The sequence below is a fragment of the Agrococcus sp. Marseille-P2731 genome (genome assembly GCF_900117395.1).
In the GTDB taxonomy this organism is placed as follows: Bacteria; Actinomycetota; Actinomycetes; order Actinomycetales; family Microbacteriaceae; genus Agrococcus.
The window spans coordinates 597,855-621,117 of record NZ_FPEG01000001.1; the positions used below are offsets into that span (position 1 = coordinate 597,855).

22 protein-coding genes are annotated in these 23,263 nt (G+C 72.0%); 13 read left to right on the forward strand and 9 right to left on the reverse strand.

Features of this window, described 5'->3' with window-relative positions; genetic code table 11:
* Positions 1-137 precede the first annotated feature (137 nt).
* The 5 genes from BQ6202_RS02965 (at position 138) to BQ6202_RS02985 (ending at position 4,043) form a co-directional block, all read left to right on the forward strand.
* Positions 138-746, forward strand: coding sequence for a DAK2 domain-containing protein (locus tag BQ6202_RS02965; protein ID WP_072312972.1), 609 nt, complete (start codon positions 138-140; stop codon positions 744-746).
* A gap of 168 nt (positions 747-914) precedes the next feature.
* A complete protein-coding gene (glpX, locus tag BQ6202_RS02970) occupies positions 915-1,853 on the forward strand; it encodes a class II fructose-bisphosphatase (protein WP_072313183.1) in 939 nt (312 codons plus the stop codon).
* A 39-nt stretch (positions 1,854-1,892) separates the two neighbouring features.
* Entirely contained in the window at positions 1,893-3,062 is a 1,170-nt protein-coding gene (locus BQ6202_RS02975) for a heparan-alpha-glucosaminide N-acetyltransferase domain-containing protein (protein WP_072312973.1), read from the forward strand.
* A 100-nt stretch (positions 3,063-3,162) separates the two neighbouring features.
* Positions 3,163-3,570, forward strand: a complete 408-nt coding sequence (locus BQ6202_RS02980; protein WP_072312974.1) for an ArsR/SmtB family transcription factor — start codon at positions 3,163-3,165, stop codon at positions 3,568-3,570.
* Positions 3,567-4,043 (forward strand): SRPBCC domain-containing protein, encoded by a 477-nt coding sequence (locus tag BQ6202_RS02985; RefSeq protein WP_072312975.1) that lies wholly within the window; start codon positions 3,567-3,569, stop codon positions 4,041-4,043. Before BQ6202_RS02980 ends, BQ6202_RS02985 begins: the two co-directional genes overlap by 4 nt.
* On the opposite strand, the gene BQ6202_RS02990 is transcribed toward BQ6202_RS02985, so the two are convergent.
* Together BQ6202_RS02990 and BQ6202_RS02995 are read right to left on the reverse strand one after the other, a co-directional pair.
* Positions 4,013-5,758 carry an ABC transporter ATP-binding protein gene (locus tag BQ6202_RS02990; protein ID WP_072312976.1) on the reverse strand — a complete coding sequence of 582 codons (1,746 nt, stop codon included), beginning with the start codon at positions 5,756-5,758 and terminating at the stop codon, positions 4,013-4,015. The genes BQ6202_RS02985 and BQ6202_RS02990 overlap by 31 nt on opposite strands.
* A complete protein-coding gene (locus BQ6202_RS02995) occupies positions 5,755-6,876 on the reverse strand; it encodes a hypothetical protein (protein ID WP_083586868.1) in 1,122 nt (373 codons plus the stop codon). Before BQ6202_RS02995 ends, BQ6202_RS02990 begins: the two co-directional genes overlap by 4 nt.
* Before the next feature lie 365 nt (positions 6,877-7,241).
* Here BQ6202_RS02995 and BQ6202_RS03000 point away from each other — a divergent pair, with 365 nt between their 5' ends.
* From BQ6202_RS03000 to BQ6202_RS03030, 7 genes are all read left to right on the forward strand, one after another.
* Entirely contained in the window at positions 7,242-7,880 is a 639-nt protein-coding gene (locus BQ6202_RS03000; RefSeq protein WP_072312977.1) for a TetR/AcrR family transcriptional regulator, read from the forward strand.
* Positions 7,877-8,623, forward strand: a complete 747-nt coding sequence (locus BQ6202_RS03005) for a 3-hydroxybutyrate dehydrogenase (RefSeq protein ID WP_072312978.1) — start codon at positions 7,877-7,879, stop codon at positions 8,621-8,623. The genes BQ6202_RS03000 and BQ6202_RS03005 overlap by 4 nt, the downstream gene beginning before the upstream one ends.
* Positions 8,608-9,549: an alpha/beta fold hydrolase gene (locus tag BQ6202_RS03010; RefSeq protein WP_234946088.1), complete on the forward strand. Its 942-nt coding sequence runs from the start codon at positions 8,608-8,610 to the stop codon at positions 9,547-9,549. The genes BQ6202_RS03005 and BQ6202_RS03010 overlap by 16 nt, the downstream gene beginning before the upstream one ends.
* Positions 9,549-10,319, forward strand: a complete 771-nt coding sequence (locus BQ6202_RS03015; protein WP_072312979.1) for a CoA transferase subunit A — start codon at positions 9,549-9,551, stop codon at positions 10,317-10,319. Before BQ6202_RS03010 ends, BQ6202_RS03015 begins: the two co-directional genes overlap by 1 nt.
* Before the next feature lies 1 nt (position 10,320).
* Positions 10,321-10,950, forward strand: a complete 630-nt coding sequence (locus BQ6202_RS03020; RefSeq protein WP_200792184.1) for a CoA transferase subunit B — start codon at positions 10,321-10,323, stop codon at positions 10,948-10,950.
* A complete protein-coding gene (locus BQ6202_RS03025; RefSeq protein ID WP_072312980.1) occupies positions 10,947-12,023 on the forward strand; it encodes an alpha/beta hydrolase in 1,077 nt (358 codons plus the stop codon). Before BQ6202_RS03020 ends, BQ6202_RS03025 begins: the two co-directional genes overlap by 4 nt.
* Before the next feature lie 757 nt (positions 12,024-12,780).
* Positions 12,781-14,079, forward strand: a complete 1,299-nt coding sequence (locus BQ6202_RS03030) for a recombinase family protein (RefSeq protein ID WP_200792186.1) — start codon at positions 12,781-12,783, stop codon at positions 14,077-14,079.
* A gap of 173 nt (positions 14,080-14,252) precedes the next feature.
* On the opposite strand, the gene BQ6202_RS03035 is transcribed toward BQ6202_RS03030, so the two are convergent.
* The 6 genes from BQ6202_RS03035 to BQ6202_RS03060 all read right to left on the reverse strand — a co-directional run bounded on the left by BQ6202_RS03035 (position 14,253) and on the right by BQ6202_RS03060 (position 22,192).
* A complete protein-coding gene (locus BQ6202_RS03035; protein WP_234946089.1) occupies positions 14,253-14,921 on the reverse strand; it encodes a rolling circle replication-associated protein in 669 nt (222 codons plus the stop codon).
* A gap of 1,384 nt (positions 14,922-16,305) precedes the next feature.
* Complete coding sequence (locus tag BQ6202_RS03040) at positions 16,306-17,778, reverse strand: HNH endonuclease (RefSeq protein WP_072312981.1); 1,473 nt, start codon at positions 17,776-17,778, stop codon at positions 16,306-16,308.
* A gap of 206 nt (positions 17,779-17,984) precedes the next feature.
* Complete coding sequence (locus tag BQ6202_RS03045) at positions 17,985-18,902, reverse strand: glycine betaine ABC transporter substrate-binding protein (protein ID WP_083586873.1); 918 nt, start codon at positions 18,900-18,902, stop codon at positions 17,985-17,987.
* A gap of 34 nt (positions 18,903-18,936) precedes the next feature.
* Positions 18,937-19,905, reverse strand: coding sequence for an ABC transporter permease (locus BQ6202_RS03050; RefSeq protein ID WP_072312983.1), 969 nt, complete (start codon positions 19,903-19,905; stop codon positions 18,937-18,939).
* Entirely contained in the window at positions 19,895-21,211 is a 1,317-nt protein-coding gene (locus BQ6202_RS03055; protein ID WP_072312984.1) for a quaternary amine ABC transporter ATP-binding protein, read from the reverse strand. The genes BQ6202_RS03050 and BQ6202_RS03055 overlap by 11 nt, the downstream gene beginning before the upstream one ends.
* A gap of 342 nt (positions 21,212-21,553) precedes the next feature.
* Positions 21,554-22,192, reverse strand: a complete 639-nt coding sequence (locus BQ6202_RS03060) for an exonuclease domain-containing protein (protein ID WP_072312985.1) — start codon at positions 22,190-22,192, stop codon at positions 21,554-21,556.
* Positions 22,193-22,262: 70 nt separating this feature from the next.
* Between BQ6202_RS03060 and BQ6202_RS03065 the strand changes: the two genes are divergently transcribed.
* Positions 22,263-22,634, forward strand: coding sequence for an SseB family protein (locus BQ6202_RS03065; protein WP_072312986.1), 372 nt, complete (start codon positions 22,263-22,265; stop codon positions 22,632-22,634).
* 70 nt (positions 22,635-22,704) lie between these two features.
* On the opposite strand, the gene BQ6202_RS03070 is transcribed toward BQ6202_RS03065, so the two are convergent.
* Positions 22,705-23,178, reverse strand: a complete 474-nt coding sequence (locus BQ6202_RS03070) for a DUF3515 family protein (RefSeq protein WP_072312987.1) — start codon at positions 23,176-23,178, stop codon at positions 22,705-22,707.
* Positions 23,179-23,263: the final 85 nt, after the last annotated feature.

Here is a 23,263-nt window from a genome sequence, read left to right on the forward strand (position 1 = left end):
CGGGACCCGCGACACCCGATCCGGCCTGCTTCGTCTGCAGCGCGAGTCGCCCGCCGCCGGGCGTCCACGTGCCGCCAGGGTCGGCGGTCTAGGCTTCTGGCGAGCGCCGGGGCCGCCGCGCGCCGAGGGAGGCACCGATGCATCCGCAGGACGAACAGGCACTCGACACGCTGGTGCGCGCAGCGCTCGAGCGCATCGTCGCCTCGCTGGAGGAGGCGCGCGAGGAGCTCGACGAGCTCGACGCCGTCGCTGACGACGGCAACCACGGCACGAACGTGCTGACCGGAGCGACCGCTGCCAGTGCGGCCGCCGCAGCAGCCGGGCAAGGGCAGGCGCTCGCCGCCGCCGCCGAGGCCTGGGCCGCCGAGGAGGGCAGCGCGAACTCGCTCTGGGGCGCCATGGGCACTGCGGCCGCCGCGGTGCTCGACGCTGGCCCCGTCGCCGTGGTCGACGCCGCGCTCCGCGCGCTCGAGGCCTCCACCGACGCGCACATCGGCGACAAGTCGATCGTCGACACCCTCGCGCCCGCCCTGGGCGACGCGCACGTGCACCTCGAGCGCGGCGAGCCCGGGCTCGACGCCGCGGCGCACGCGGCCGGCGTGGCAGAGGAGGCCGCGGTCGAGACGGCGGCGTTCCCTGACCGCTTCGACGCCTCGACGCCCGACCTGGGGTTCCCCGACCCGGGCGCGACCTCCTCGGCGCTGATCCTCTCGGCGATCGCCGAGGTCATCGCAGAGCACAGCTGACCGGCACCTGCGCGAAGGAACCGCGGGACTTTCGCCGCACCGCACCGCGAGCCCCGCACATCCGCTGAGTAGGCTCGCAAGCAAGCCCTGACCCGATGGAGGACACCCGTGCCGCAGAGCGACTCGCCGAAGGCTCCCGTCTTCGACAACCCCGACCGCAACCTCGCGATGGAGCTCGTGCGAGCCACGGAGGCAGCGGCGATCCGAGCGGTGCCCTACATCGGCCGCGGCGACAAGAACGCCGCCGACGGGGCAGCCGTCGACGCGATGCGCACCTTCCTCGCCACGGTCGCCTTCGACGGCGTGATCGTCATCGGCGAGGGTGAGAAGGACGAGGCGCCGATGCTCTTCAACGGCGAGCACGTCGGCAACGGCCGCGGCCCCTCTGCCGACATCGCGGTCGACCCGATCGACGGCACCTCGCTGACGGCGACCGGCCGCCCGAACGCGCTCAGCGTCATCGCCGTCGCCGACCGCGGCTCGATGTACGACCCGGTCGACGCGTTCTACATGGACAAGCTCGTCGGCGGAGCGGAGGCGCGCGGCGTCATCTCGCTCGAGCAGTCGATGGGCGACAACATCCGCGAGCTCGCGCGCGCCAAGGGCAAGGACGTCGGCGACATCGTCGTCGCGGTGCTCGACCGCCCGCGGCACGCGGCGCTCATCGACGAGATCCGCTCGGCCGGCGCCGGCACGCGCCTCATGCGCGACGGCGACGTGGCCGGCGGCATCAACGCCGCCCGCTGGGAGAGCCGGATCGACCTGTGCGCGGGCGCCGGCGGCACGCCGGAGGGCGTCATCACCGCGTGCGCGATCAAGGCGCTCGGCGGCTTCATGGAGGGCCGCCTCGCGCCCCAGAGCGACGACGAGCACCGCAAGGTGGTGGCCGCGGGCCACGACCTCCAGCGCGTGCTCGGGCTCGACGACCTGGTGTCGAGCGACAACACCTACTTCGTCGCGACCGGCGTCACCGACGGCATGCTGCTCGACGGCGTGCGCCGCAAGGGGCCGCTGATCCGCACCGAGTCGCTCGTGCTGCGCTCGAAGACCGGCACCGCCCGCCGGGTCATCGCCGAGCACCGCGCCGAGAAGTGGCTCGAGCAGTAGCCGCGAGCCCCCGCGCCGCAGCTGCGAGAGCATGACGGGGTGAGCGGCGCGCGCCTGATCGGCATCGACCTCGCGAGGCTCGTCGCCGTCGCGGGCATGATGGGCGCGCACACGCTCAGCGTCGGCGAGCCGCAGCCTGCGGCCGTGACCGCACTGGTCGACGGTCCGCCGTCCACGCTCTTCGCGGTGCTCGGAGGCGTGAGCGTCGTGCTGGCCGCGCGCGCTCGGCTCGCAGCGGGGGAGCGGTCGGCTGCCGTGCGCGCGACCCTCGGGCGCGGTGCCGTCGTCGCACTGCTCGGGCTGCTGGTGATCCCCTTCGCCGCGGCCGTCTACGTCGTGCTGGTGCCCTTCGGCGTGGCGATCGTGCTGGCCGCCGGGCTGCTCCTGCTGCCCAGCTGGGCCCTCGCCGCGCTCGCGGTGGTGCTCGCCACGGTCGGCGGCTGGATCGCGGCCTTCGCTCGGCTGCACCTGCCGGGGCTCGAGGGCACGCACGGCATTCTGTCGCTCGCGGCCGATCCGCTCGGCACGCTCATCGACGTGACGCTCTCCGGTGTCTACCCCGTGCTCACCTGGGTCACGTACGTGGCGATCGGCATGCTCGTCGCCCGAGCGCTGCTCGCTGCGCGCGCCGCTGCCCGCGAGCGCCGAGCGCTCGTCGCGGTCGGCGCGATCGGCGCGGTGCTGATCGTCACCGGCGTGCTCTCGAGCGAGCTGGGGCTGCGGATGGTGGCGGCGGGTGCCGGCGGAGGGCTCGCCCTCGACCGCAGCGTGATGCTCGCGAACGGCTACGGCGCGGCACCGGGCATCGAGCCGGTGCTGCAGCTGATCGCCGCGCCGCACACCGGCACGCCGGCCGACATCGCGCGCACCGTCGGCATGGCGCTCGTCGTCATCGCCGCGCTCGGCCTGCTCGCTGCTGCGCTGCCGCCGCGCGCTCTGCGGCTGCTCGAGCCGCTGCGGGCAGCGGGCGCGGCGCCGCTCACGATCTACGTCCTGCACGTCGTGCTCCTCACGCTGCTCGGCAGCACGCTGTCGCAGACCGCCCCTGCTCTGGTGGGCGGGTGGGGTGCCTGGGCCCTGCAGCTGGGGGTCGCGCTCGCGATCGGCGGGGTGCTGGCGGCGTCGCGCGCTCGCGGGCCGCTCGAGCTGCTGGTCGGTGCAGCTGCAGTCCGAGCCGCGGGAGCGCGTGATCGTGCCCTGCCGCGCTGACGCCGAGCACCCGAGCGCGAGCCTGGGGTTGACGTCCGTCCAGCGCCGGTGTACATTGCTAATAGGTTATAGAACCTATAGGTGATGAAAGGGGTGCAGCGTGGAGGCGAACGACCGTGACGACAGCGTTCCGGACGACAGCGCGCTCGACCGCATCTTCGCCGCGCTCTCGGATCGCACGCGCCGCCGCATCCTGCTGCGGCTGCGATCCGGCCCTGCGACCGTCACCGAGCTCACGGCGCTCGCCGGCCTGTCGCAGCCCGCTGTCTCGAAGCACCTCAAGGTGCTGGGCGAGGCGGGCCTCGTGCGGGCCGAGCGCGATGCGCAGCGCATCCACCGCCTGATCGAGCTCGCGCCGCTGGTCCGCGCCGCGGTCTTCGTCTCGCAGTTCGAGGTCCAGGTCGACGCCCGACTCGACCGCCTCGACGCGCACCTCCGCTCGGGCACCACCGCACCCACCGAAGCCGGCGCGACCGCCGCATCCCACACCGAGGAGCACCCATCATGAAGACCCGATTCAGCCTGCCCGACGACACCTCCATCGCCTACGAGCGCGAGTTCCACGCACCCGCGGCCGACGTCTGGCGGGCGTACACCGACCCCGAGATCGTGCGCACGTGGATGCTCGGCCCGGGGGAGGACACCGAGTTCACGACCTGCGAGATGGACGTGCGTGCGGGCGGCTCCTTCCGCTGGGTGTGGGTCGACGCCGCGGGCGAGCTCATCATCGCCGGCGACGTGCTCGAGGCCGAGGCGCCGCACCGCTTGGTGACGACCGAGACGATGGGCGGCTCGGCCATGGGCGGCCTCGAGCTGCCGGCCAGCACCAACACCGTGACGCTCACCGAGGCCGACGGTGTCACCACCATGCGCACCGTCTCGGTCTACGCCTCCCGCGAGGTCCGCGACGGCGCCTACGCGAGCGGCATGGACGTCGGCGTCGACGCGAGCTACGAGCGGCTCGCCGCCCGCTGGGGCTGAGCGCCGAAGAGCCTGGCCGTCGGGCCGTCGCCGTGCAGCAGCGCGTGCGGCGGCCCGATCTCGATGAGCCGGCCGGCGCGCAGGTGCCAGACGACGTCGGCGGATGCGACCATGTCGGCGTCGTGGGTGATGACGAGCGTCGTGCCGGTGCGGGCCCGCACCACCGCGCGGAGGGTCTCGCGCGTCTGCGCGTCCAGGTGCGCGTCGGCCTCGTCGAGCACGAGGATGCGCGGGTCGCCGAGCATCGCGCGGGCGAGCGCGACGCGCGTGCGCTGCCCGGCGGAGAGTCGGCGGCCGCTCTCGCCGACATCGGTCGCCCAGCCCTCGTCGAGCTGCTCGGCCAGCGCGTCGACGCCGGTGAGGGCGGCGACCGCGGCCACCTCGTCGTCGCCGATGCGCGGGTGGCGGTAGCGCAGGTTGCGATCGAGCGAGCCGCGCATGAGCGGCAGGTCGGGGCCGACGACGCCGATCGCGCGCCGCACGGAGCGCAGCCGCGCCGTGCGCAGGTCGGTGCCGTCGAGCTCGACGGCGCCGTGCTCGGGGTCGACCAGGCGAGCCGCGACGCTGCCGAGCGTCGACTTGCCCGCGCCGTTGCCGCCGACGACCGCGATCGTCTGGCCGGCCTCCGCCGTCGCGCTCACCCCGCGCAGTCCCGGTTCGAGCACCAGTTCGTGCAGCCGCAGCACGCCCGGCCCGTCGGGCAGCTCCGCCAGACCCTCGGGGTCGGGCAGCGGCTCGAGCTGCAGGAAGCGGATCGCGGCCTCGCGGGCGACGCCGGCCCGCGCGTGGTACTCGGCGACGCGGCCGAGGTCGCGCAGGTGGGTGGCGAGGAAGCCGACCACCGAGATGGCACCGACGATCGCGCTCGGCGAGGTGTCGCCCGAGCGCACGTCGAGCGCTCCGGCGATCAGCACGGCGATCGTCGCGACGCCGCCCGTCGCCTCCGCCACTCCGCGCGCGGCGCCCGCGGCCCTCGCCTGCCGGATCATCGCGTCGGCCACGGCTGCGCCGCGCCGGCCGATGCGCCGGCGCTCGCGCTGCTCCTGCCCTGAGGACTGCAGCACGCCGACGTTCGACAGCCGCTCGGAGACCTCGCCCGTGAGCTTCGCGCGGCGGTTGCGGGCTCGGCGGGATGCCTCGGCGAGGCTGACGCCGACGGCCGCGGTGCAGAGGGTGCCGGTGACGAGCGCGAGCGCGACGGCGATGGTGAGCCGCGGCGCGATGGTCGCGAGCACGGCGAGCACGAGCACGACCGACACGCCGCTCACGACGAGGCGCGACAGGCCGAGGCTCACCCACGAGCGCAGCGCGGAGAGGTCGCCGGCGAATCGCAGCAGCAGCGAGCCGCTCGCCTTGCGGCCGAGCACGCGCGCCGGCACCCGCGTGAGGTGGGCGAAGAGCTGGTCCCGCACCTCCTGCACGTAGTGCTGGCCCATGCGCTCCGCCACGCTGCGCTCGGCCGATCTGCAGAGCGCCATGAGCGCCACGGCCGCCGCGAGCAGGGCCACGATGCCCGCGAGCCGCCGCCAGTCGGGGTCGTCTGCCGGCTCGGGCGTCGCCCACGCACCGACGATCGCGTCGAAGGCGAGCTGCACGAGCATCGCGAGCCCGATCGCGCCGGCTGCCTGGCCGACGCCGATGCCGACGAGCAGCGCGAACGCGCCGATGCGGCCGCGCGCGACCGGCCGCGGCAGCCGGGCAGCGCGCTCGCTCATCGGTCGCGCGCCTCGCGCGCGGTCTCGAGCACCCGACGGGCGCGGCGCGGGTCGATGAGCGCCTCCACGTCCCAGATGGGCGTCGACGTCTGGCCCTCCAGCTCGCGCATCGCGAGCGGGGAGGCCGTCAGCACGCCGGACACCGCGAGCGGTGCGTGGCCGCGCGCCGCGAGCCAGTCGATGCCGGCGATGCCGCAGAGCGCATCCGTGGCCGCGAACAGCACGGCGTCGACGAGCTCGACGAAGGCGGGATGCGTGACGAGGGCGCCGGTCTCGCGCTGGAAGACGCCGTCGGCGACCTCGACGACGATGGCCGTGCAGCCGTCGGCCGTGAGCCGCGCGATGCCGCGGCGCAGGATCTCGGCGACCGCCTCGACGCCGATGTCGGCGGTCGTGGCCCAGCCGAAGTCCGTGAAGTCGTAGGCGACGCTCGCACCGTGGTCGACGAACGAGAAGACGTCGCCGCCGGAGCCGGTGCCCGTGACCTTGATGGCCCCGACGCGCTCGCCCGCCGTCGCCAGGCCCTGCGCGAGCTTCGCGACGGTGGTGGTCTTGCCGGAGTTCATCGCGGCACCGACGACTGCGATGACCGGCGGCCGGGCGTGCGCGGGCGAGTCGCCGATGGCACCGTCGGCGACGTTCAGCACGCGGCCGGCGGCGTCGGCGAGCAGCCCGACGGGCAGCAGCTCGGTGGCGTCGAGCATGGTGGCGTGCTGGGCGACGACCCGGCCGGCGATGCCGCCGCCGGCGACGAGCCGCGCGGGGCCGAGGTCGTCGGGCACGACGGCCTCGAACTGGTCGGGTGCGTAGCGGTTCGAGTAGGCGACGATGATCTGCTCGCCCTCGCGCAGCGGCGCGCGGCGGCCGGAGGGCAGCTCGATGCGCGGGTGCTGGCCGATCTCGCCGACGCGGGCGAGTACGAGGTCGCCGTTCTGCGGCGCGAGGTCGGTGCGCAGCCGTGCGGCGCCGTCGAGCGCGACGCGGCGGGTCGAGTAGGCGCGCTTGACGCCCACGAGGTCGGCGGGGGTCAGCGCGCGGCTGTCGGGCGAGGATGCGCGCTGGCGCGCAGGCCGCGGGCTCTGCTGGGTCTCGGACCGGGTGGGAGTGCTGATGCTCATGGTGTGACCTCTCGTCGTCGTGTCGGGATCCATTCGAGCGGCGCCGCGTGAGCCGAGCATTGCGGCCGGATGAGACGGCTCTCACCGTCGCTCGGCCGCGGCGCTCCGCACGGTGCGCCCCTGCCGCCGCTGCCGCGATTGACACGCGGCACGCGAGGGACGCATCCTGGGACCTGAGACATGAACCACCGTTCATGTCCTGGCATCACGTCGCCCCACACCGCTGTGCTCGCTCGTCCAGCGCCTCGGCGACGCTCGAGCTGGAAGGGCTGCATGCGCACGGCACGGTCGCTGGGAGGGCTCGACGAGCCTCCGGCAGCACGCGCGCTGCGCCGGTCGTCCGATGCAGAGACGGCGGATGCGTCGTGAACGCGCCGAGGACGAAGCGCGGCGAGCAGACCAAGGCCAAGCTGCTGGCTGCCGCCGAGCAGGTGTTCGCCGAGCAGGGCTACCAGACGGCGTCGATCTCGCGCATCACCGAGCGCGCCAGCGTCGCGCAGGGCACGTTCTACCTCTACTTCTCGTCGAAGCTGGACCTGTTCGAGCAGCTCGTCGAGGATCTGCACCGGCGCGTGCGCATCGCGATGAGCGACGGCGCGGCGCGCGGCAGCGGCCGCGCGGAGGTGGCGGCCGGGGGCTTCCGCGAGCTCTTCGCCTTCGCCGCCGAGCATCCGGCCCTCTATCGCGTCGTGCGCGAGGCCGAGTTCGTCTCGCCGGGCGCGATGCGGTCCCACTACGAGCGCATCGCGGAGGGCTACCGCGAGGAGCTCGAGCGTGCGCGTGCGAACGGCGAGATCGCCGACATCGACCCGGAGGTCGCCGCTTGGGCGCTCATGGGCATCGGCGAGATGATCGGGATGCGCTACGTGCTGTGGCCGACGGGGCACGCGGGCCCCTCCGGCGCCGGTGCGACTCCCGTGCCAGACCACGTGTTCGACGAGATGGTCGCCCTCGTGCGGCGCGCGCTCGGCACGGCAGTAACCCCGATCGAGGAGGAACCATGAGCACGCTCGCTGGACGCAGGGCCGTCATCACCGGCGGTGCCGCCGGGATCGGGGCCGCGATCGCCCGCTCGTTCGCCGCAGAGGGCGCCGAGGTGGTCGTCGCCGACCGCGACGGCGCGGCGGCAGCGGCGCTCGCGGCCGAGCTGGGCGGCGAGTCGTGGGCGGTCGACCTGCTCGACACCGCCGCGCTCGAGTCGCTCGAGCTGCGCGCCGACATCCTCGTGAACAACGCGGGCATCCAGCGGGTCGCGCCGATCGACGAGCTCGAGCCGGAGATGTGGCGCAGGATCCACGCGCTCATGCTCGAGGCGCCGTTCCTGCTGATCCGCGCCGCGCTGCCCGGGATGCGCGAGCGCGGCTTCGGCCGCGTGCTGAACCTCTCGAGCGTCCACGGCCTCCGCGCATCCGCGTTCAAGTCTGCCTACGTCGCGGCCAAGCACGGCCTCGAGGGCCTGTCGAAGGTGACGGCGCTCGAGGGCGCCCCGCACGGCATCACCTCGAACTGCATCAACCCTGGCTACGTGAGGACGGCGCTCGTCGAGGCGCAGATCGCCGACCAGGCGGCGACGCACGGGATCCCCGAGTCGGAGGTGCTCGAGAAGGTCATGCTGACCGAGGCTGCGATCAAGCGCCTCGTGGAGCCCGAGGAGGTCGCGTCTCTCGCGACCTGGCTCGCGGGCCCGCACGCGGGCATGGTGACGGGAAGCTCCTACGTGATGGATGGCGGGTGGAGCGCCAGGTGACGCCGGCCGCGCAGCCTGCGGCGGCGGCGGCGACCGAGACCGCGCTGCGCGTGCCCGTCGACGGGGGCGAGCTCGTCGCGACCCTCTTCGACGCGGCAGCGCCGGGCGTGCCGATCGTCGCGATCCACGGCATCACCGCCAACCACCGCTCCTTCGCGCCGCTCGCAGCCCGCACGCCGGCGCCGATGCTCGCCGTCGACCTGCGCGGGCGCGGCGGCTCGCGCGCCCTGCCCGGCCCCTTCGGCCTCGTGCAGCACGCCGACGACGTCGCCGCGGCCATCCGGGCGGCGGGCTTCGAGCGGGTCATCGTCGTCGGCCACTCGATGGGCGCGTTCGTGGCGGTGCGGCTCGCGCAGCGGCACCCCGAGCTCGTCGGCGCGCTGCTGCTCGTCGACGGCGGGCTCCCGCTGCGGCCTGCGGACGATGGGCTGCGCGCCGAGGACGTGCTGGGCCCGGCGATCGAACGCCTCGCGCGCACCTTCCCCTCGGGCGCGGCGTACCGCGACTTCTGGCGCGCGCATCCGGCCTTCGGCCCCTACTGGAGCGCGGCGATCGAGGAGTACGTCGACCACGACCTCGTCGACGTCGACGGGGCGCTGCGGCCTGCCGCTATCGCCGATGCCGTGGTCGCCGACCTCGTCGAGCTCGACGGCCGCGACGGCTACGCCGACGCGCTGCGGGCGCTGACGGTGCCGATGGAGCTGCTGCGCAGCCCCCGCGGGCTCATCGACCAGGCGCCGGGACTCTACGATGATGAGTGGCTGGCGACATGGAGGTCGCGCCTGCCGGAGCTCTCCGTCACCGACGTCGAGCACACGAACCACTACACGATCCTGATGGGTCAGGGGGTGGATGCGGTGGCCGCTGCAGTCGCGCGCCTCGCCCCTGCACCAGATGACGATGCACGGCAGAAGGAGGCACGCTGATGATCGACAAGACCTATGCGTCCGCGGCGGAGGCGGTCGCAGACATCTCGGACGGCGCGACGCTCGCCGTGGGCGGCTTCGGGCTGTCCGGCAACCCGATGGCGCTGATCCGAGCGCTCGAGGAGCGCGGCGTGAGCGGCCTGCGGGTCGTCTCGAACAACTGCGGCGTCGACGACTGGGGCCTCGGCCTGCTGCTGCGCAACGGGCAGATCGACAAGATGACCTCCTCCTACGTCGGCGAGAACAAGGAGTTCGAGCGCCGCTACCTCACGGGCGAGCTCGAGCTCGAGCTGACGCCGCAGGGAACGCTGGCCGAGAAGCTGCGGGCCGGCGGCTCGGGGATCGCGGCGTTCTACACCCGCACGGGCGTCGGCACCCAGGTGCAGGAGGGCGGGCTGCCGCAGCGCTACAACGCCGACGGCTCGATCGCCAAGGCCTCCGCGCCGAAGCCGACCGCGACCTTCGACGTCGACGGGGAGCCTGCGGAGTTCGTGCTCGAGGAGGCGATCACGACCGACTTCTCGCTCGTGCACGCCCTGCGCGGCGACCGCCACGGCAACCTGGTGTTCAACAAGGCGGCGCGGCAGTTCTCCCCGCCGGCCGCGATGGCGGGCCGCATCTGCATCGCGCAGGTCGAGGAGCTCGTCGAGCCCGGTGAGATCGACCCGGATGCGGTGCACCTGCCGGGTGTGTTCGTGCACCGGATCGTCGAGGTCGGCTCCGACATCGAGAAGCGCATCGAGCGACGCACCGTGCGAGAGGACGACTGAGATGGCACTGACCCGCAACGAGATGGCCGCGCGAGCTGCCCGCGAGCTCGAGGACGGCATGTACGTCAACCTCGGCATCGGCCTGCCGACGCTCGTGCCGAACTACGTGCCCGACGACATCACCGTCGTGCTCCAGAGCGAGAACGGCATCCTCGGTGTCGGCCCGTACCCGACCGAGGCCGACGTCGACCCCGACCTCATCAACGCCGGCAAGGAGACCGTGACCACGCTGCCGGGCACGTCGTTCTTCGACTCGGCGACGTCGTTCGCGATGATCCGCGGCGGCAAGATCGATGCGGCGATCCTCGGCGCCATGCAGGTCTCCGCAGGCGGCGACATCGCGAACTGGATGATCCCGGGCAAGATGGTGAAGGGCCCAGGCGGCGCGATGGACCTCGTGCACGGCGCCGCGAGGGTCATCGTGCTCATGGAGCACGTCGCGAAGGACGGCTCGCCGAAGATCGTGCGTGCGTGCTCGCTGCCGCTGACCGGCAAGGGCGTCGTCGACCGCATCATCACCGACCTCGCCGTGCTCGACGTGACGGCCGAGGGCCTGCGGCTCGTCGAGCTCGCACCCGGCGTCACCATCGAGGAGCTGCGCGAGCAGACCGAGCCCGAGATCCTCGCGTGACGACGCTCCTCGACGGCATCGAGCACGAGAGCGTGCAGACCGACCGGCTGCGCGCATCCGTGCTGCGCTGTGCCGGTGCCGGTGCCGGTGCCGGTGCGGGCGCCGGTGTCGCCGCGCCGATCGTGCTGATCCACGGCAACGTCTCGTCGTCGCTGTTCTTCCAGCCGCTCATGCTCGCCCTGCCGCGGCCGTCGATCGCGATCGACCTGCGTGGCTTCGGCGACAGCGAGACGCTGCCGGTCGATGCGACACGCGGCCTGCGCGACTTCTCCGACGACGTCGCCTCGGTGCTCGACGCGCTCGGCATCACCGCCGCGCACGTGGTGGGCTGGTCGATGGGCGGCGGTGTCGTGCTGCAGCTGCTGCTCGACCGGCCAGAGCTCGTGCGCTCGCTGACGCTGCAGGCGCCGGTGCCGCCGCAGGGCTTCGGCACGCGGCTGGACGGCTCGCTGTGCACGACGGATGCGGCGGGCACCGGCGGCGGGGGAGCGAACGCCGACTTCGTGGCGCGGCTCGCAGCCGGCGACACCTCGGCCGACGAGCAGTCGAGCCCGCGCAGCGTCTACCGCTCGAGCTACGTGGCGCCGGGCTTCCAGGACGAGCACGAGGACCTCTGGGTCGAGTCGATGCTGACCACGAGGACCGGGGTCGGGAACTACCCGGGAGACGGCGTCGAGTCGGCGTCGTGGCCGGGCTTCGCGGCCGGCGACTTCGGCGTCCTGAACGCGATGTCGGGCAAGCACCTCGACCTGACGGGCATCGTCGAGGCGCGCGTGCAGCCCTCGATCCTGTGGGTGCGCGGCGCGCTCGACGCGATCGTCGGCGACGAGTCGTTCTTCGACCTCCACACCCTCGGCAAGCACGGCGTCGTGCCGGGGTGGCCGGGCGAGGCGATCGCGCCGCCGCAGCCGATGGTGGCGCAGACGCGAGCGGTGCTCGACGCGTATGCGGCGAACGGGGGCTCGTACGAGGAGGTCGTCTTCGAGGGCGCTGGCCACTCGCCGCACCTGGAGGAGCCCGAGCGCTTCCGCGAGCTGCTGCTGCAGCACGTCGCAGCCGCAGAGGCGGCGTAGCAGGCGAGCAGCAGGGCGCAGGAGAAGCGGCAGCAGGGACCGCACCCGGCGCGAGCACACAGCGCAGCGAAGCGGCGAGGGCGGCGCAGCCGGTGGGGGCGGAACGCTGAGCGAGGCGGCGGCGAGCCGCGCGCGATCAGGTGCGCAGCACGACTCGAACCCGCGGACGCAGGTCGAGGAGAGTGGCACGACGAGCGCCCGGGCCAGATCGTCTGACGACTCGGCGCAGACGAGCCTCGATGCTGCTGCGATGCCGTGGCGGCCGCACCAGCAGGTCTGCTCGGTGTGGCGCGAGCTCCGGACGGTGGGTGAGATCGACGCCGGTGCTCTGCGGCGCCCGGATCGCCAGGCCCCGCGGCCCGTCCGCGGCCGACGAGGAGCGCGGGTGGGCGGTCTGCACGCCCGGTCCTCGCCGAGCAGCCGGTGCAGCGCTCGAGTCAGCCGCCGCCCGCATCGCGGCGAGGGTGGGCTCGCCGCTGCGCGTCGCGCGGGCAGAGCGGTCGGCGGGGCGCAGCTGGGCGCGAACGCGCCAATGCCCCGGGCCGGTGCCGTCTGCCTCGACCAGGAGGCGACCGGCGTGGACCTCGAGGTGGTAATAGTTGCAGAGCAGGATGCCGTTGGCGACACCTCGTTAGTCTGACCTCATGAGGAGCATCCGGTCGGCGGAGATCTACGCGCGCATCTCTCGGGACCAGGCGGGCGAGGGCCTCGGGATCGCCCCGGCAGCTGGAAGATTGTCGTCGGCGCGCGGCTGGCCGTGGCCGAGGGGTACGTCGACAACGACGTGTCGGCGTACCGCGCGAAGGCGCATCCTCAGTACGCCCGCATGCTCGCAGACATCGAGGCTGAACGGATCGACGCGGTGCTCGCCTACCACAAGGACCGGCTGACGCGACGGCCGATCGAATTCGAGGAGTTTACGGCGCTGTGCTTTCGCTCCGGCGTCGAGCAGCTGGCGACCGTCGCGTCCGACGTGGATTTCGGCAACGACAACGGCATGCTCGTTGCCCGGATCACCGCTGCAGTCGCCGCGAACGAGTCGGCGCGAAAGTCGGCCCGCGTCAAGCGCAAGGTTCTGCAGAACGTCGAACAGGGGTTGCCGAACGGTGGCGCGAATCGCCCGTTCGGCTACGAGCCGGACAGGATCACGGTGCGGGAGTCAGAGGCCAAGATCATCCGGGTCTTGGCGTCGCGGTTCCTCGCGGGCGAGTCTCTGCGCTCGCTGGTGTCGTGGATGAACGCCCAGGAGATCCCGACGACCGGCAAGGCCGAGGAGTGGCGCACGCCGACACTGCGGCAGATCCTGACAGGAGGGCGGATCGCTGGTGTCCGCGACCACCGGGGCGAGCCGGCCGGCCCAGCCGCGTGGCCGGCGATCATCACCGCCGAGCAGCACGAGCAGATCCGGGCCGTGATGCGTTCAAAGCAGCGAACCGGGCAGAGGACGCCGCGCCGCTACCTGCTCAGCGGACTGCTGCTGTGCGGAAAGTGCGGGAATCGGCTCTACAGCGCAGCGCGGCAAGAACGCCGTCGCTACGTGTGCCAGGCGGGCCCAGACGATGGCGGATGCGGGCGGCTGACCGTCGTGGCGCAGCCCGTCGAGGATTTGATCGCACGCGCGGTCCTGATGCGACTCGACACCCCAGCCATGGCCGACACGCTCGCGGGCCGCGCGGCCGCGGACGAGCGTCACGCAAGCCTTGTTGCCGAGGTCGCCGCCGCCCAGGCGAGGATGACGGAACTCGCGGAGATGTTCGGCCTGCGCGAGATCACGCGCCCCGAGTGGCTCGCGGCGCGAAAGCCAGCCGAGACGCGCATCGTCGCCGCTCAGCGGCAACTGGACCAGATCAGCGGAGCAAACGCGCTCGATGGTCTGGTCGGGGACGGCGTCGCCCTCGGTGAATCGTGGGCGCAGCTGAACCTGGACCGCCAGCACGCCATCGTGCGCGCCGTGATGGAGTCCGCCACCGTACTGCCGGGCCAGCCGGGCCAGCCGGGCCAGCCGGGGGCGCGGGGCCTCGACTCGTCCCGCATCGTTCCCCGTTGGGTCTCCTAGGAGCGCCCGGAGCGCGGCGCGGCACCTGCGGTGCCCCCCGGCCGCTCCCAGCAGAACCCCGACTTGCGAAACGAGCGCGGGATCCGTGACGTGTACAGGCACGCCCTGCGCCTCACACGAGGCGACGAGCCTCGCACGCACCGCGTCGAGATCGCCGCTCACGGTCAACGCCCCTACTGCGCCCAAATCGCGGGTGCTCCCTGCCACTCGGGGTTCTCGAGCGACGACCACTGAGTGAAGGGCTGCCCGCCCATCAACCCCGATGCGTCTTCGAGCACGGCATGAGCAGATCGGCCCGGCAGGCGAAGGCGCTCCGGCTGGAAGCGCTGAGCCACGTCGTATCGGTGTGAGCCGAGGTCGCGGCCGCCCGCATCAGAGAAGGTCTTCGCGACGTACTTGGACAGGTAGGTTGCCGCGATCCGCGCCTCCGAAACCGCGCCAGCACCCACCGGGAGGTCCCCGATCAACCTGATATCGATAAAGCCGCGGCCCCAGGCCATCTCGATCAGGCTGCGCTTGATGTACCGGCCGACCGCGAAGTGCGCGTGGAGCCCGTGCCCGCTCTTGTGCCACTCGGGCACCCAGGCATACGGCAAGGGCTGGCCGTCGAGCGACGAGCGGAGATCACAGGAGAACTCGCCGAGATTCTCGCGCAGGACGGCCGCGTCGTGGTTGCCCGAGCCGCGATACGTGAGCGTGCCGAGCCGGTCCAGGCGATTTGCGGCGCAATAGCGGCGCAGCTTGGGCCGCGCGCGACGGCCAGCCTCTGCTGCGGACCGTTCAGGGTCCACTGCCTGACCGCGCGCGACGTACGCGGGACCGTCCGCATGCGCCGCTGGCACGAGCCACCGCCCTCACCCGCGGCCGGGCAGAGTGTGAACGACCAGCCCGCATCTGGGCGCAACAGAGTCGACAGCGGTGACGTGGAGGGGACTGACACGAGGGAGACCGTTCGGAGGCGTCGACAAAGGAGTCGCCCAGAACAGATGTTCGCGCGATGGGCACCGGCCGGTGGCGTCGCACGGCCACTCGGGTACGGGGCCCCTCTGCAGTTCTTGTCTCGGGTCGCCCGCCGGATCTACCTGTCGGGACTTGCTCACATCTAAGCCGAAGCAGTTCGCGCGGCGCAACCGCGCGCAGCTGCCGGGCAGCCGCCCCCTACGGCGCCGCCCGCTTGCCACCAATGAGGTGAGCGGCTCCCGAGTTATGTTGCAGATTCAAGTCAAGGGGCGCTCCGCGCCCGGTAGGGTTCGGGAACGCTCAAGAGCAACAATGAGGGAGCCGTTTGTGCTAGCTGCATTCGTCGATGGGTTGATGCCGGGAATCCGGAGCCTTCGCCCGCCCGTATTTGCGGGCATCCTTTGGGGCTTGCTCGCGTGGATACTAATCGCCAACGAGGTTCCTGCTGCCGGTGAAGCCACGGGATGGCTCAGTCAGGTTTATGCCGTGATGGGCTCGATCGGTAGTGCGGGCCTGGCAGTCGTCGTCAGCGTCGCGGTCTTCTTGATCGGAGTTGCCGCGCTCGCGCTTACAGAGCCATTGACGTCAATGGTTGGGCGATCCGGCAGGGAGTTCGCAGCCCTTGCTCAGTGGCAGCGACACGCCCGAATACGGCGCAAGCACTTCAAGAAAATTAAAGTGGATGCATTGGAAGTCCTAGAATCAACGACCGAAGAATCCGGTTATTCGGTGCGACGCCGGGAAGCGGCCGAGGCGAACCTCGCCGAGGCGGAACAGGCTGAGAAGTACTTCGGGGGCCGCGCCAATCCACGACGCCTGTACACTCCGCGCTCGAAGAAGGCGCGTCAGGTCATCGGGGAGCCACCTCTGTCTGCGTTCGAGTCTGAGTCCGCCGTCGTCCAGCAGCTCATCGTCGATGCTCTATACGATGCAATGTACGCAGACCAAAAGGCACCAGACGATTACTTCCGCTTCTTCGTCGACGAAAGCGGGCATCCCAAGATCGCCGAACGCTTGCATAAAGAACTCGGCTCTGACCCACTCGAAGTGGTTAGGGTCTTGGACGAAGGACTGTACAGCGACTTGGATCGCGAACGCGGCGAACGATTGGTTCGCCTCGCGGTCTCAACCCCAATGGTCGCACTGGGTGTCTTCATCGGGACGACCATTGAACCTTGGATCGGAGTCGTCATTGCGGCGGCTGGTACGATCCTGCTGGTGCGTCATTCAACCGTGCAATCTGGCGAACGTAGTCGAATCCTGAACCTATTGATCCTGAATAACCGGCACACTCAGGCGATGAAGGCGGCAGTGCGAGAGGGTCAACTCCGCTACGCGGCGCTCCGAAGGGAGTACGACCGGGACATAGAGCGCGAGGCGGAGAGGGAGCAACGAGCCGCGGAGTTTGCTGCGCAAGGACAGCAGGAGCCGAAGACGCCTTAGGGGGGCGGCTTCCAGAATTGTGCCGTTGTTCACGTCGGTGCGGCCGCCGTGCTCCCACCAGACGACGTGGTGCGCCTCGCACCAGGCGGCGGGGATGCCGCAGCCGCGCACGCGGCAGCCGCGATCGCGGACGGCCAGCGCCCGTCGCTGCGCGCGGGTGAAGAGCCGCTCGGCGCGGCCAAGCTCGAGCACGTGACCTTCGGCATCGACCACCGCTCGCTGGAGCGCCGCATGGCAGAGGAATCGGCCGATGGTCTCGATCGGCACGAGGTCGCCCGTGTGCTCGATCGTGAGCGTGCGATCCGTCGAGGGCCGGTCGTGCAGGTAGTCGCCGAATGCCTGGACGGTGCCGGTGAGCACCAGCACCGGAGGCTCGCCGGCGGCGACCGGGGCGTCGCCCGAGGCCGCGTGCGCCTGCACGAGCCCGACGAGCACGTCGTGGCGCTTCTGCTCCGGCGTGCGGTCGTCGAGCGGGGCCTCTTCCTCGAGCGGGTCACCGTCGCCTGCGTGAGGCACCTCGGCGCCGTCGACGTCGCAACCGGGCTCGCCGTCGTCGCGGAACGCGACGCGCACCCGCGGTGACAGGTAGGCATCCAGCAGCGACTTGATCGCGGCGGCGGCCTCTGGCGGGCAGACCATGCGCAGCTGCCACATGCCGTCCTCCTGCTGCCAGAGCTTGAGACTGCGCATCGCGCGCTGGCGCTCGGCAGAGGGGAGCACGCCGTCGGGGTCGAGGACCGCGACGTAGGCCCGTGCCTGCGTCACCAGCAGCTCTGGACCGAGCGGGGCGTGGGGGTCGGTCGCCGCGTCCACCAGCGCGCCCTCGGCCCACGCGAGGATCGCGAGGTCGGCGCGCGGCGAGGCAGGCTCGAGGTGGTCGACGATCGCCTGCGCCTGCGCCAGCGAGATCCCGGCAGCGTCGAAGGCCGCAGCGACCCTCGGGTACTTCGCGGCGACGTCGCCGCCCGTGAGGCTCAGCTGCGGAGTCGTCAGCGCAGCCATCCGCAGCAGCGCCTGGGCCGCGCTGCCGCGGATGCCGAGCACGGCGGCGACCGCGGCCCGCGCGTGCCTGTGGCCCATCGTGCGGCAGAGCGCCTGGTCAGCGGGGCCGCGCGAGCGCTCCCCGAGCTCGCCGGCCAGCCGCACCTGCAGTGCGGTGAGCGTGCGGGAGAGCTCTGCCGCGTGACCGAGCACCGCGACGACCTCGCGATCGGTCATCGAGGCGAACGAGGGGGCCCCGGCGAGCAGCGCGCGAGCGGCGTCGGCTGCTGCCGCTACCTGCTCGATCCCCGTCACCTGCGCTCCTTCGTTGCGAGCGATCCAGGCGGGGCCACTGACATCGCTCGAGCGCTGTGGAGGACCGGGATGCGCGCCCGGCCGAGCTCGAGCGCGCGCCGCGCGCCGCGCATCCGCCGCGCGCCGCGCATCCGCCGCGCCCATCGCGACGCAGCAGGGCCCCGCACCGAAGACCGGATGCGGGGCCCTGCGTCGAGCGGGAAGGACTAGGACGTCGCCGTCAGCCCGTCGACGTACTCCTGGTTCTCAGAGATCCAGGTCTCGACGACCTCGGGGTAGTCGCTCGCCTCGACGTCGCTGTTGAACATCGCGTTCTCGAGCGAGAAGAGCAGCTCGGAGTCCATCGCGAACGCCTCGAGCCACGTCTGCAGCTGCGGGAAGTCGGCGTCGAAGCCGGCGCGGGCGATGGAGTGGATGCCCTCCGCCTCGCCGAGGGTGCCCTCGGGGTCCTCGAGGTCGCGGATGGCGAACTCGTCGTAGGCCCAGTGCGGGCGCCACAGCGTCACGACGACGTTGTCGCCGGCGTCGATGGCGGAGCTCAGCTCCGCGAGCATGGCGGGCGTCGACGAGGTCACGAACTCCATGCCCTCGAGGCCGTAGGTCGGGATGACCTCGTCCTGCGTCGCGGCGGTGAGGCCAGCGCCCGGCTCGATGCCGACGATGCGGTTCCCGAACGCGTCGGCGTTGTCGGCGAGCTCCTCGATCGACGTGATGGGAGCATCCTCGTTGACCGCCATCGTGAGCACGGCGTCCTCGTTCCAGGCGCCGAGGTCGATCAGCTCTGCACCGAACTCCTCCATGTAGGAGGCGTGCGTCATGGGCAGCCAGCCGTCGAGCGCGACGTCGTAGTCGCCACCGGCGAGGCCCGCGAAGACGGGGCCCGCATCGGCGTACTCGAGCTCGACGTCGTAGCCCTGCTCCTCGAGGATCGCCTCCCACAGGTAGGAGACGGCCTCGCCCTCGGGCCAGCCGTTGAAGACGCCGATGGTCAGATCGGTCTGGTCGGTGGTCGCGGTGCCCTCGGTGCCCTCGGGTGCCTCGTCGTCGCCGGCTGCTGCGCAACCTGCGAGGGTGAGCGCGCCGACGGCGGCGATGGCCGCTCCGCGGATGAATCGCTTCTGCATGCTGTGTCCTCTCTCGTTTCGTGTCATCTGTTCGTCAACGGCCGCTGGCGGCGGTCGCTTCGGTGTGTGGTGCGGCAGCGGGGATCGCCGCGGTCGAGACCGAGGGCATCCCCGTGCCCTTGACCTGCCGCGCGCCCCACGCGCGGGCTCGGTACTTGGCGATCGGGCTGTGGTCCTGCAGGCTTCCGAGCGAGTTCGTCAGGCGATCCAGCACGATCGCCAGGATCACGACCGACAGGCCCGCCTCGGCGCCGAGCCCCACGTCGATGCGCTGCAGCGCCTGCACGATGGGCTGGCCGAGGCCTCCCGCACCGACCATCGCCGCGATCACGACCATCGAGAGCGACAGCATGATGATCTGGTTGACGCCGGTCATGATCGTCGGCAGCGCGAGCGGCAGCTGGATCTGGCGCAGGATGCGGCCGGGTGAGGCCCCGAAGGCGGAGCCCGCCTCGACGATCTCCTTGTCGACCCCGCGGATGCCGAGCTCCGTCAGGCGCACGCCGGGCGCCATCGCGAACGCGATCGTCGCGATGATGCCGGGCACGACGCCGACGCTGAACAGGATGATCGCGGGGATCAGGTAGACGAAGGCCGGCATCGTCTGCAGGAAGTCGAGCACCGGGCGCAGCAGCGCCGACACCGTGTCGTTGCGCGCCGCCCAGATGCCGAGCGGGATCGCGATCACGAGGGCGAAGCACGCGGCCACGAGCGTGAGTGCGAGGGTCGACATCGCGTTCTCCCACTGGTTCACGAGCACGATCACGAAGAGCCCGGCGACCGTCGCGACGCCCATCTTCCAACCTCGCACCGCGAACGCGAGCGCAGCCAGGATGAGGATCATGACGAGCGCGGGCGGCTCGACGAGCAGCAGCTCGACGAAGTCGTAGAGCGCGAGCACGACCGTCTTGATGACGTCGAAGAGGATCGCCGCGTGGACGGTGACCCACGCGACGCCAGCCTCGACCCAGTCGCCGAGCGGCAGTCGAAGGTCATCGAGCATCGCGCACCTCCGTGGCGTCGAGGGTCTGCGTGACGAGCGCCGAGTCGACCGCCGGCGGCAGGTCGATCACGTTCAGCTCACTGGTGTTGGTCGAGACGTTGCCCAGAGCCGCGAGCAGCAGCACGCGCGGGATGACGCCCTGCAGCCGGCCGTCGTCGCCAACGACGGCGATCGGCAGGCCGCTGGTGATGGCGAGCTCCGGCAGGTCGGCGAGGCTCGCATCGGGGCCGACGCGCGGCACCTCGGCGTCGACGAGGTCGGTGAGGTCCCGCGTGCCGCGCTGCACGGCGCGCAGGACGTCGCGATCGGTGACCGCGCCGAGCACGGTGCGGCCCGGGCCGAGCACGAGCAGCGTCGACGTCTGCAGGTCGCGCATGATCTTGAGCGCGCCGCGCGGGCCCACGGTGATGGGCACGGATGCGGCGGGCGGCTCCATCACGCTGGATGCCGTGAGCACGCGGGTGCGGTCGACGTCCTGCACGAACTGGGCGACGTAGTCGTTGGCCGGGTCGGTGAGGATGTCCTCGGGCGTACCGATCTGCACGATGCGCCCGTCGCGCATGACGGCGATGCGGTCGCCGAGGAACATCGCCTCGTTGAGGTCGTGCGTGATGAAGACGATCGTCTTGCCGAGCTCTGCCTGCAGCTCGACGAGCTGCTCCTGCATCTCGCGGCGGATGAGCGGGTCGAGCGCGCTGAACGCCTCGTCCATGAGCAGCACGGGCGTGTCGGCGCAGAGCGCGCGGGCGATGCCGACGCGCTGCTGCATGCCGCCGGAGAGCTCGCTCGGCAGCCGCTGCTCCCAGCCGGAGAGGCCGACGCGCTCGACGACGTCGCGGGCGAGGCGCAGTCGCTCGGCGCGGTCGACGCCCTGGATCTCGAGGCCGTAGGCGACGTTCTCGAGCACCGTGCGGTGGGGGAGCAGCGCGAAGTGCTGGAACACCATCGACACCTGCGAGCGGCGCACGGCGCGCAGCCGCTTCGGCTCGATGCCGGTGACGCGCTCGCCGTCGATCTCGACCGAGCCGGCCGTCGCATCCAGCAGCCCGTTGAGCATGCGGATCAGCGTCGACTTGCCAGAGCCCGAGAGCCCCATCACCACGAAGATCTCGCCGCGGCGCACCTCGAAGGAGGCATCGATCACCGCTGCGGTGCCGAGCTTGGCGACCTCGTCGCGGGTGGCGCCCTGCGCCAGCCGCTCGGCTGCCTCTCGGCCGCGTCGGCCGAACACCTTGGTGAGGTGCTCGACGCGCACGGCGATGTCATCGACGACGGATGGGTCGTCGGTCGCGCGGGGTCCGCTCACGTTCGCTCCTGTCGCCCCGGAAGGGGCTCAGTCGTGGACGGGTGCAGCCGCGCGGGCGTGTTCGTCTGCCGTTCTCGCACGAGTCCCCTCGTTCGCGAAGCGGCACCATACGCTCGCCGACGGGAGGGTCGGCGAGCGCGTCCTTGTGTGGACGCGGTCGGCCAGGGCAGTCGACCGCGTGATTCCCAGGCTACCGAGCGCCAGAAGCAGGGATTCTTGCTCCGGGCCTCGCGCCGCTCGAGATCCGCAGGAACACGCGGATGCCGTGCTTCCGCACGGCGGGGATCGTAACGACTTCGTTATGGCTTGGGGGACAAGAAGTCGAGGATCAGTACGACGAGTTCACTGCCACCAGGGCCGCTCGCGCTGCGCTGCGCGCCGCTTCGCCTCGAGCTCGGCCATCTGCTCGTGACGCTCACCGATCTCGTGGATCGCCGACACGCAGCACTTGACGAGCGCATCCAGATCCTCGGCCTCGTGCCGCCTGGCCGCACCGATGACGATGGCGGCGCAGGCCTCGGCGTCGCCCGCGGCATCGTGGTGCTGGAAGTCGTCGAAGCCCGCCGCGAGCGCCGCGACCGGCAGGCGGTAGGACTCGAGAGCGTAGGTCTTGCGGGCGATGCGGAGCGAGTCGGTCCAGCGCATGTCGGGGACCGGCAGGCGCGAAGCCTTCGCCGCGGCGCGCATGACGCCCTTGTCGAAGCCGGCGTTGTGCGCGACGTAGACGTCGTCGCCACCGAAGTCGAGGATGCGCTCCTGCGCCTCGGTCCAGCCGGGCGCGTCGAAGACCTGGTGCGGCTGGATCCCGTGGATCCGGATGTTCCACTCCCAGAACTCGTCGTAGGGGGCGGGCGGCTGGATCAGCGTCGACCAGCGGTCGACGACGAGGCCCCCGCGCACCTTCACCAGGCCCACCGCGCAGGCCGATGCGGCGTTGCCGTTGGCGGTCTCGAAATCGATCGCGGTGAAGTCGAGCGCCATGCCGACCATCCTCCCAGAGCGCACCAACACGCCTGGCCGCGCCGGCGCATCCGTCTGCCAGCATTGACGCATGGCAAACCCCACGCTCGACGCCCTGCACGCCATCGACGCCACCGATCACGCGGGTGCGTGGTCGCTCGTGCGCGAGGCAGAGCTCGTGGTGCCGGCCGTGGTCGAGGATCCCCGCGATCCGGGCTCCGGCAAGTTCCTGGTGCTCCCGCATCGCGACATGCAGCTGGTCGTCGCGTTCACCGCGACCGACCGCATCGGAGGCTTCGCGACGCGCACGCGCAAGCACCTGCGGCTCACGGGCGCGGAGCTCGCCGCCGCGATCCCCGCGGGGCACGCGATCGTGCTCGACCCGGGCCACGACGACGGGCGCGTCTTCCTGCCGGAGGTCATCGCCGCCGACGCGGCAGCTGACCAGACGCCCGACGCCTGACCCATCCGGCGCCGGCGTGCGGATGCCCGCGGCTGGTGATCGCCGGCGAGTGAGCGACTCCCCGCCGGGACTACGAGCAGGCGCCGACGAGCTCCGTGCGGTCGACGGCGCTCGAGACCGCCTCGAGCGCGGTGATGGCGCTCACGACGTTCGTGTCGACGACGACCTCGGTCGCGGGAGAGCGGCCGTAGCTCACGAAGGTCCAGACCGACTCCTCCTGGGCAACCTCGAGCCAGTGCACCTCGCTGTCGATCCCGACCTGGATGCCGGTGCAGCGCTGGGTGGACGGCGCGGGCTCCGGCATGCCGCAGCGCAGCGTCATCGCGCTCGGGTCGCCCCACGCCGCGGTGCCCTGCGAGCTCGTGTCGCGGCGCTCGAGCGGGTCTGGGAGGCTCTCGTCACCGATGACCGGCGGCAGCGAGACGATGACTCCGGCGCATCCTGGGTCAGCGGCCTCGTCGGCCACCGGCAGCGACACGGTGCTCGCGCAGCCGGTCAGCGCGAGCAGCGCCACGGCGGCGGCGAGGATGCGGAGGCGGGGCACCGGACGAGCCTACCGAGGCGAAGCGCGGCCAGTGCCGCGCGGCCCGTGCCGAGCGAGCGCCGCCGCCCGGCGGCTAGCGTTGCGA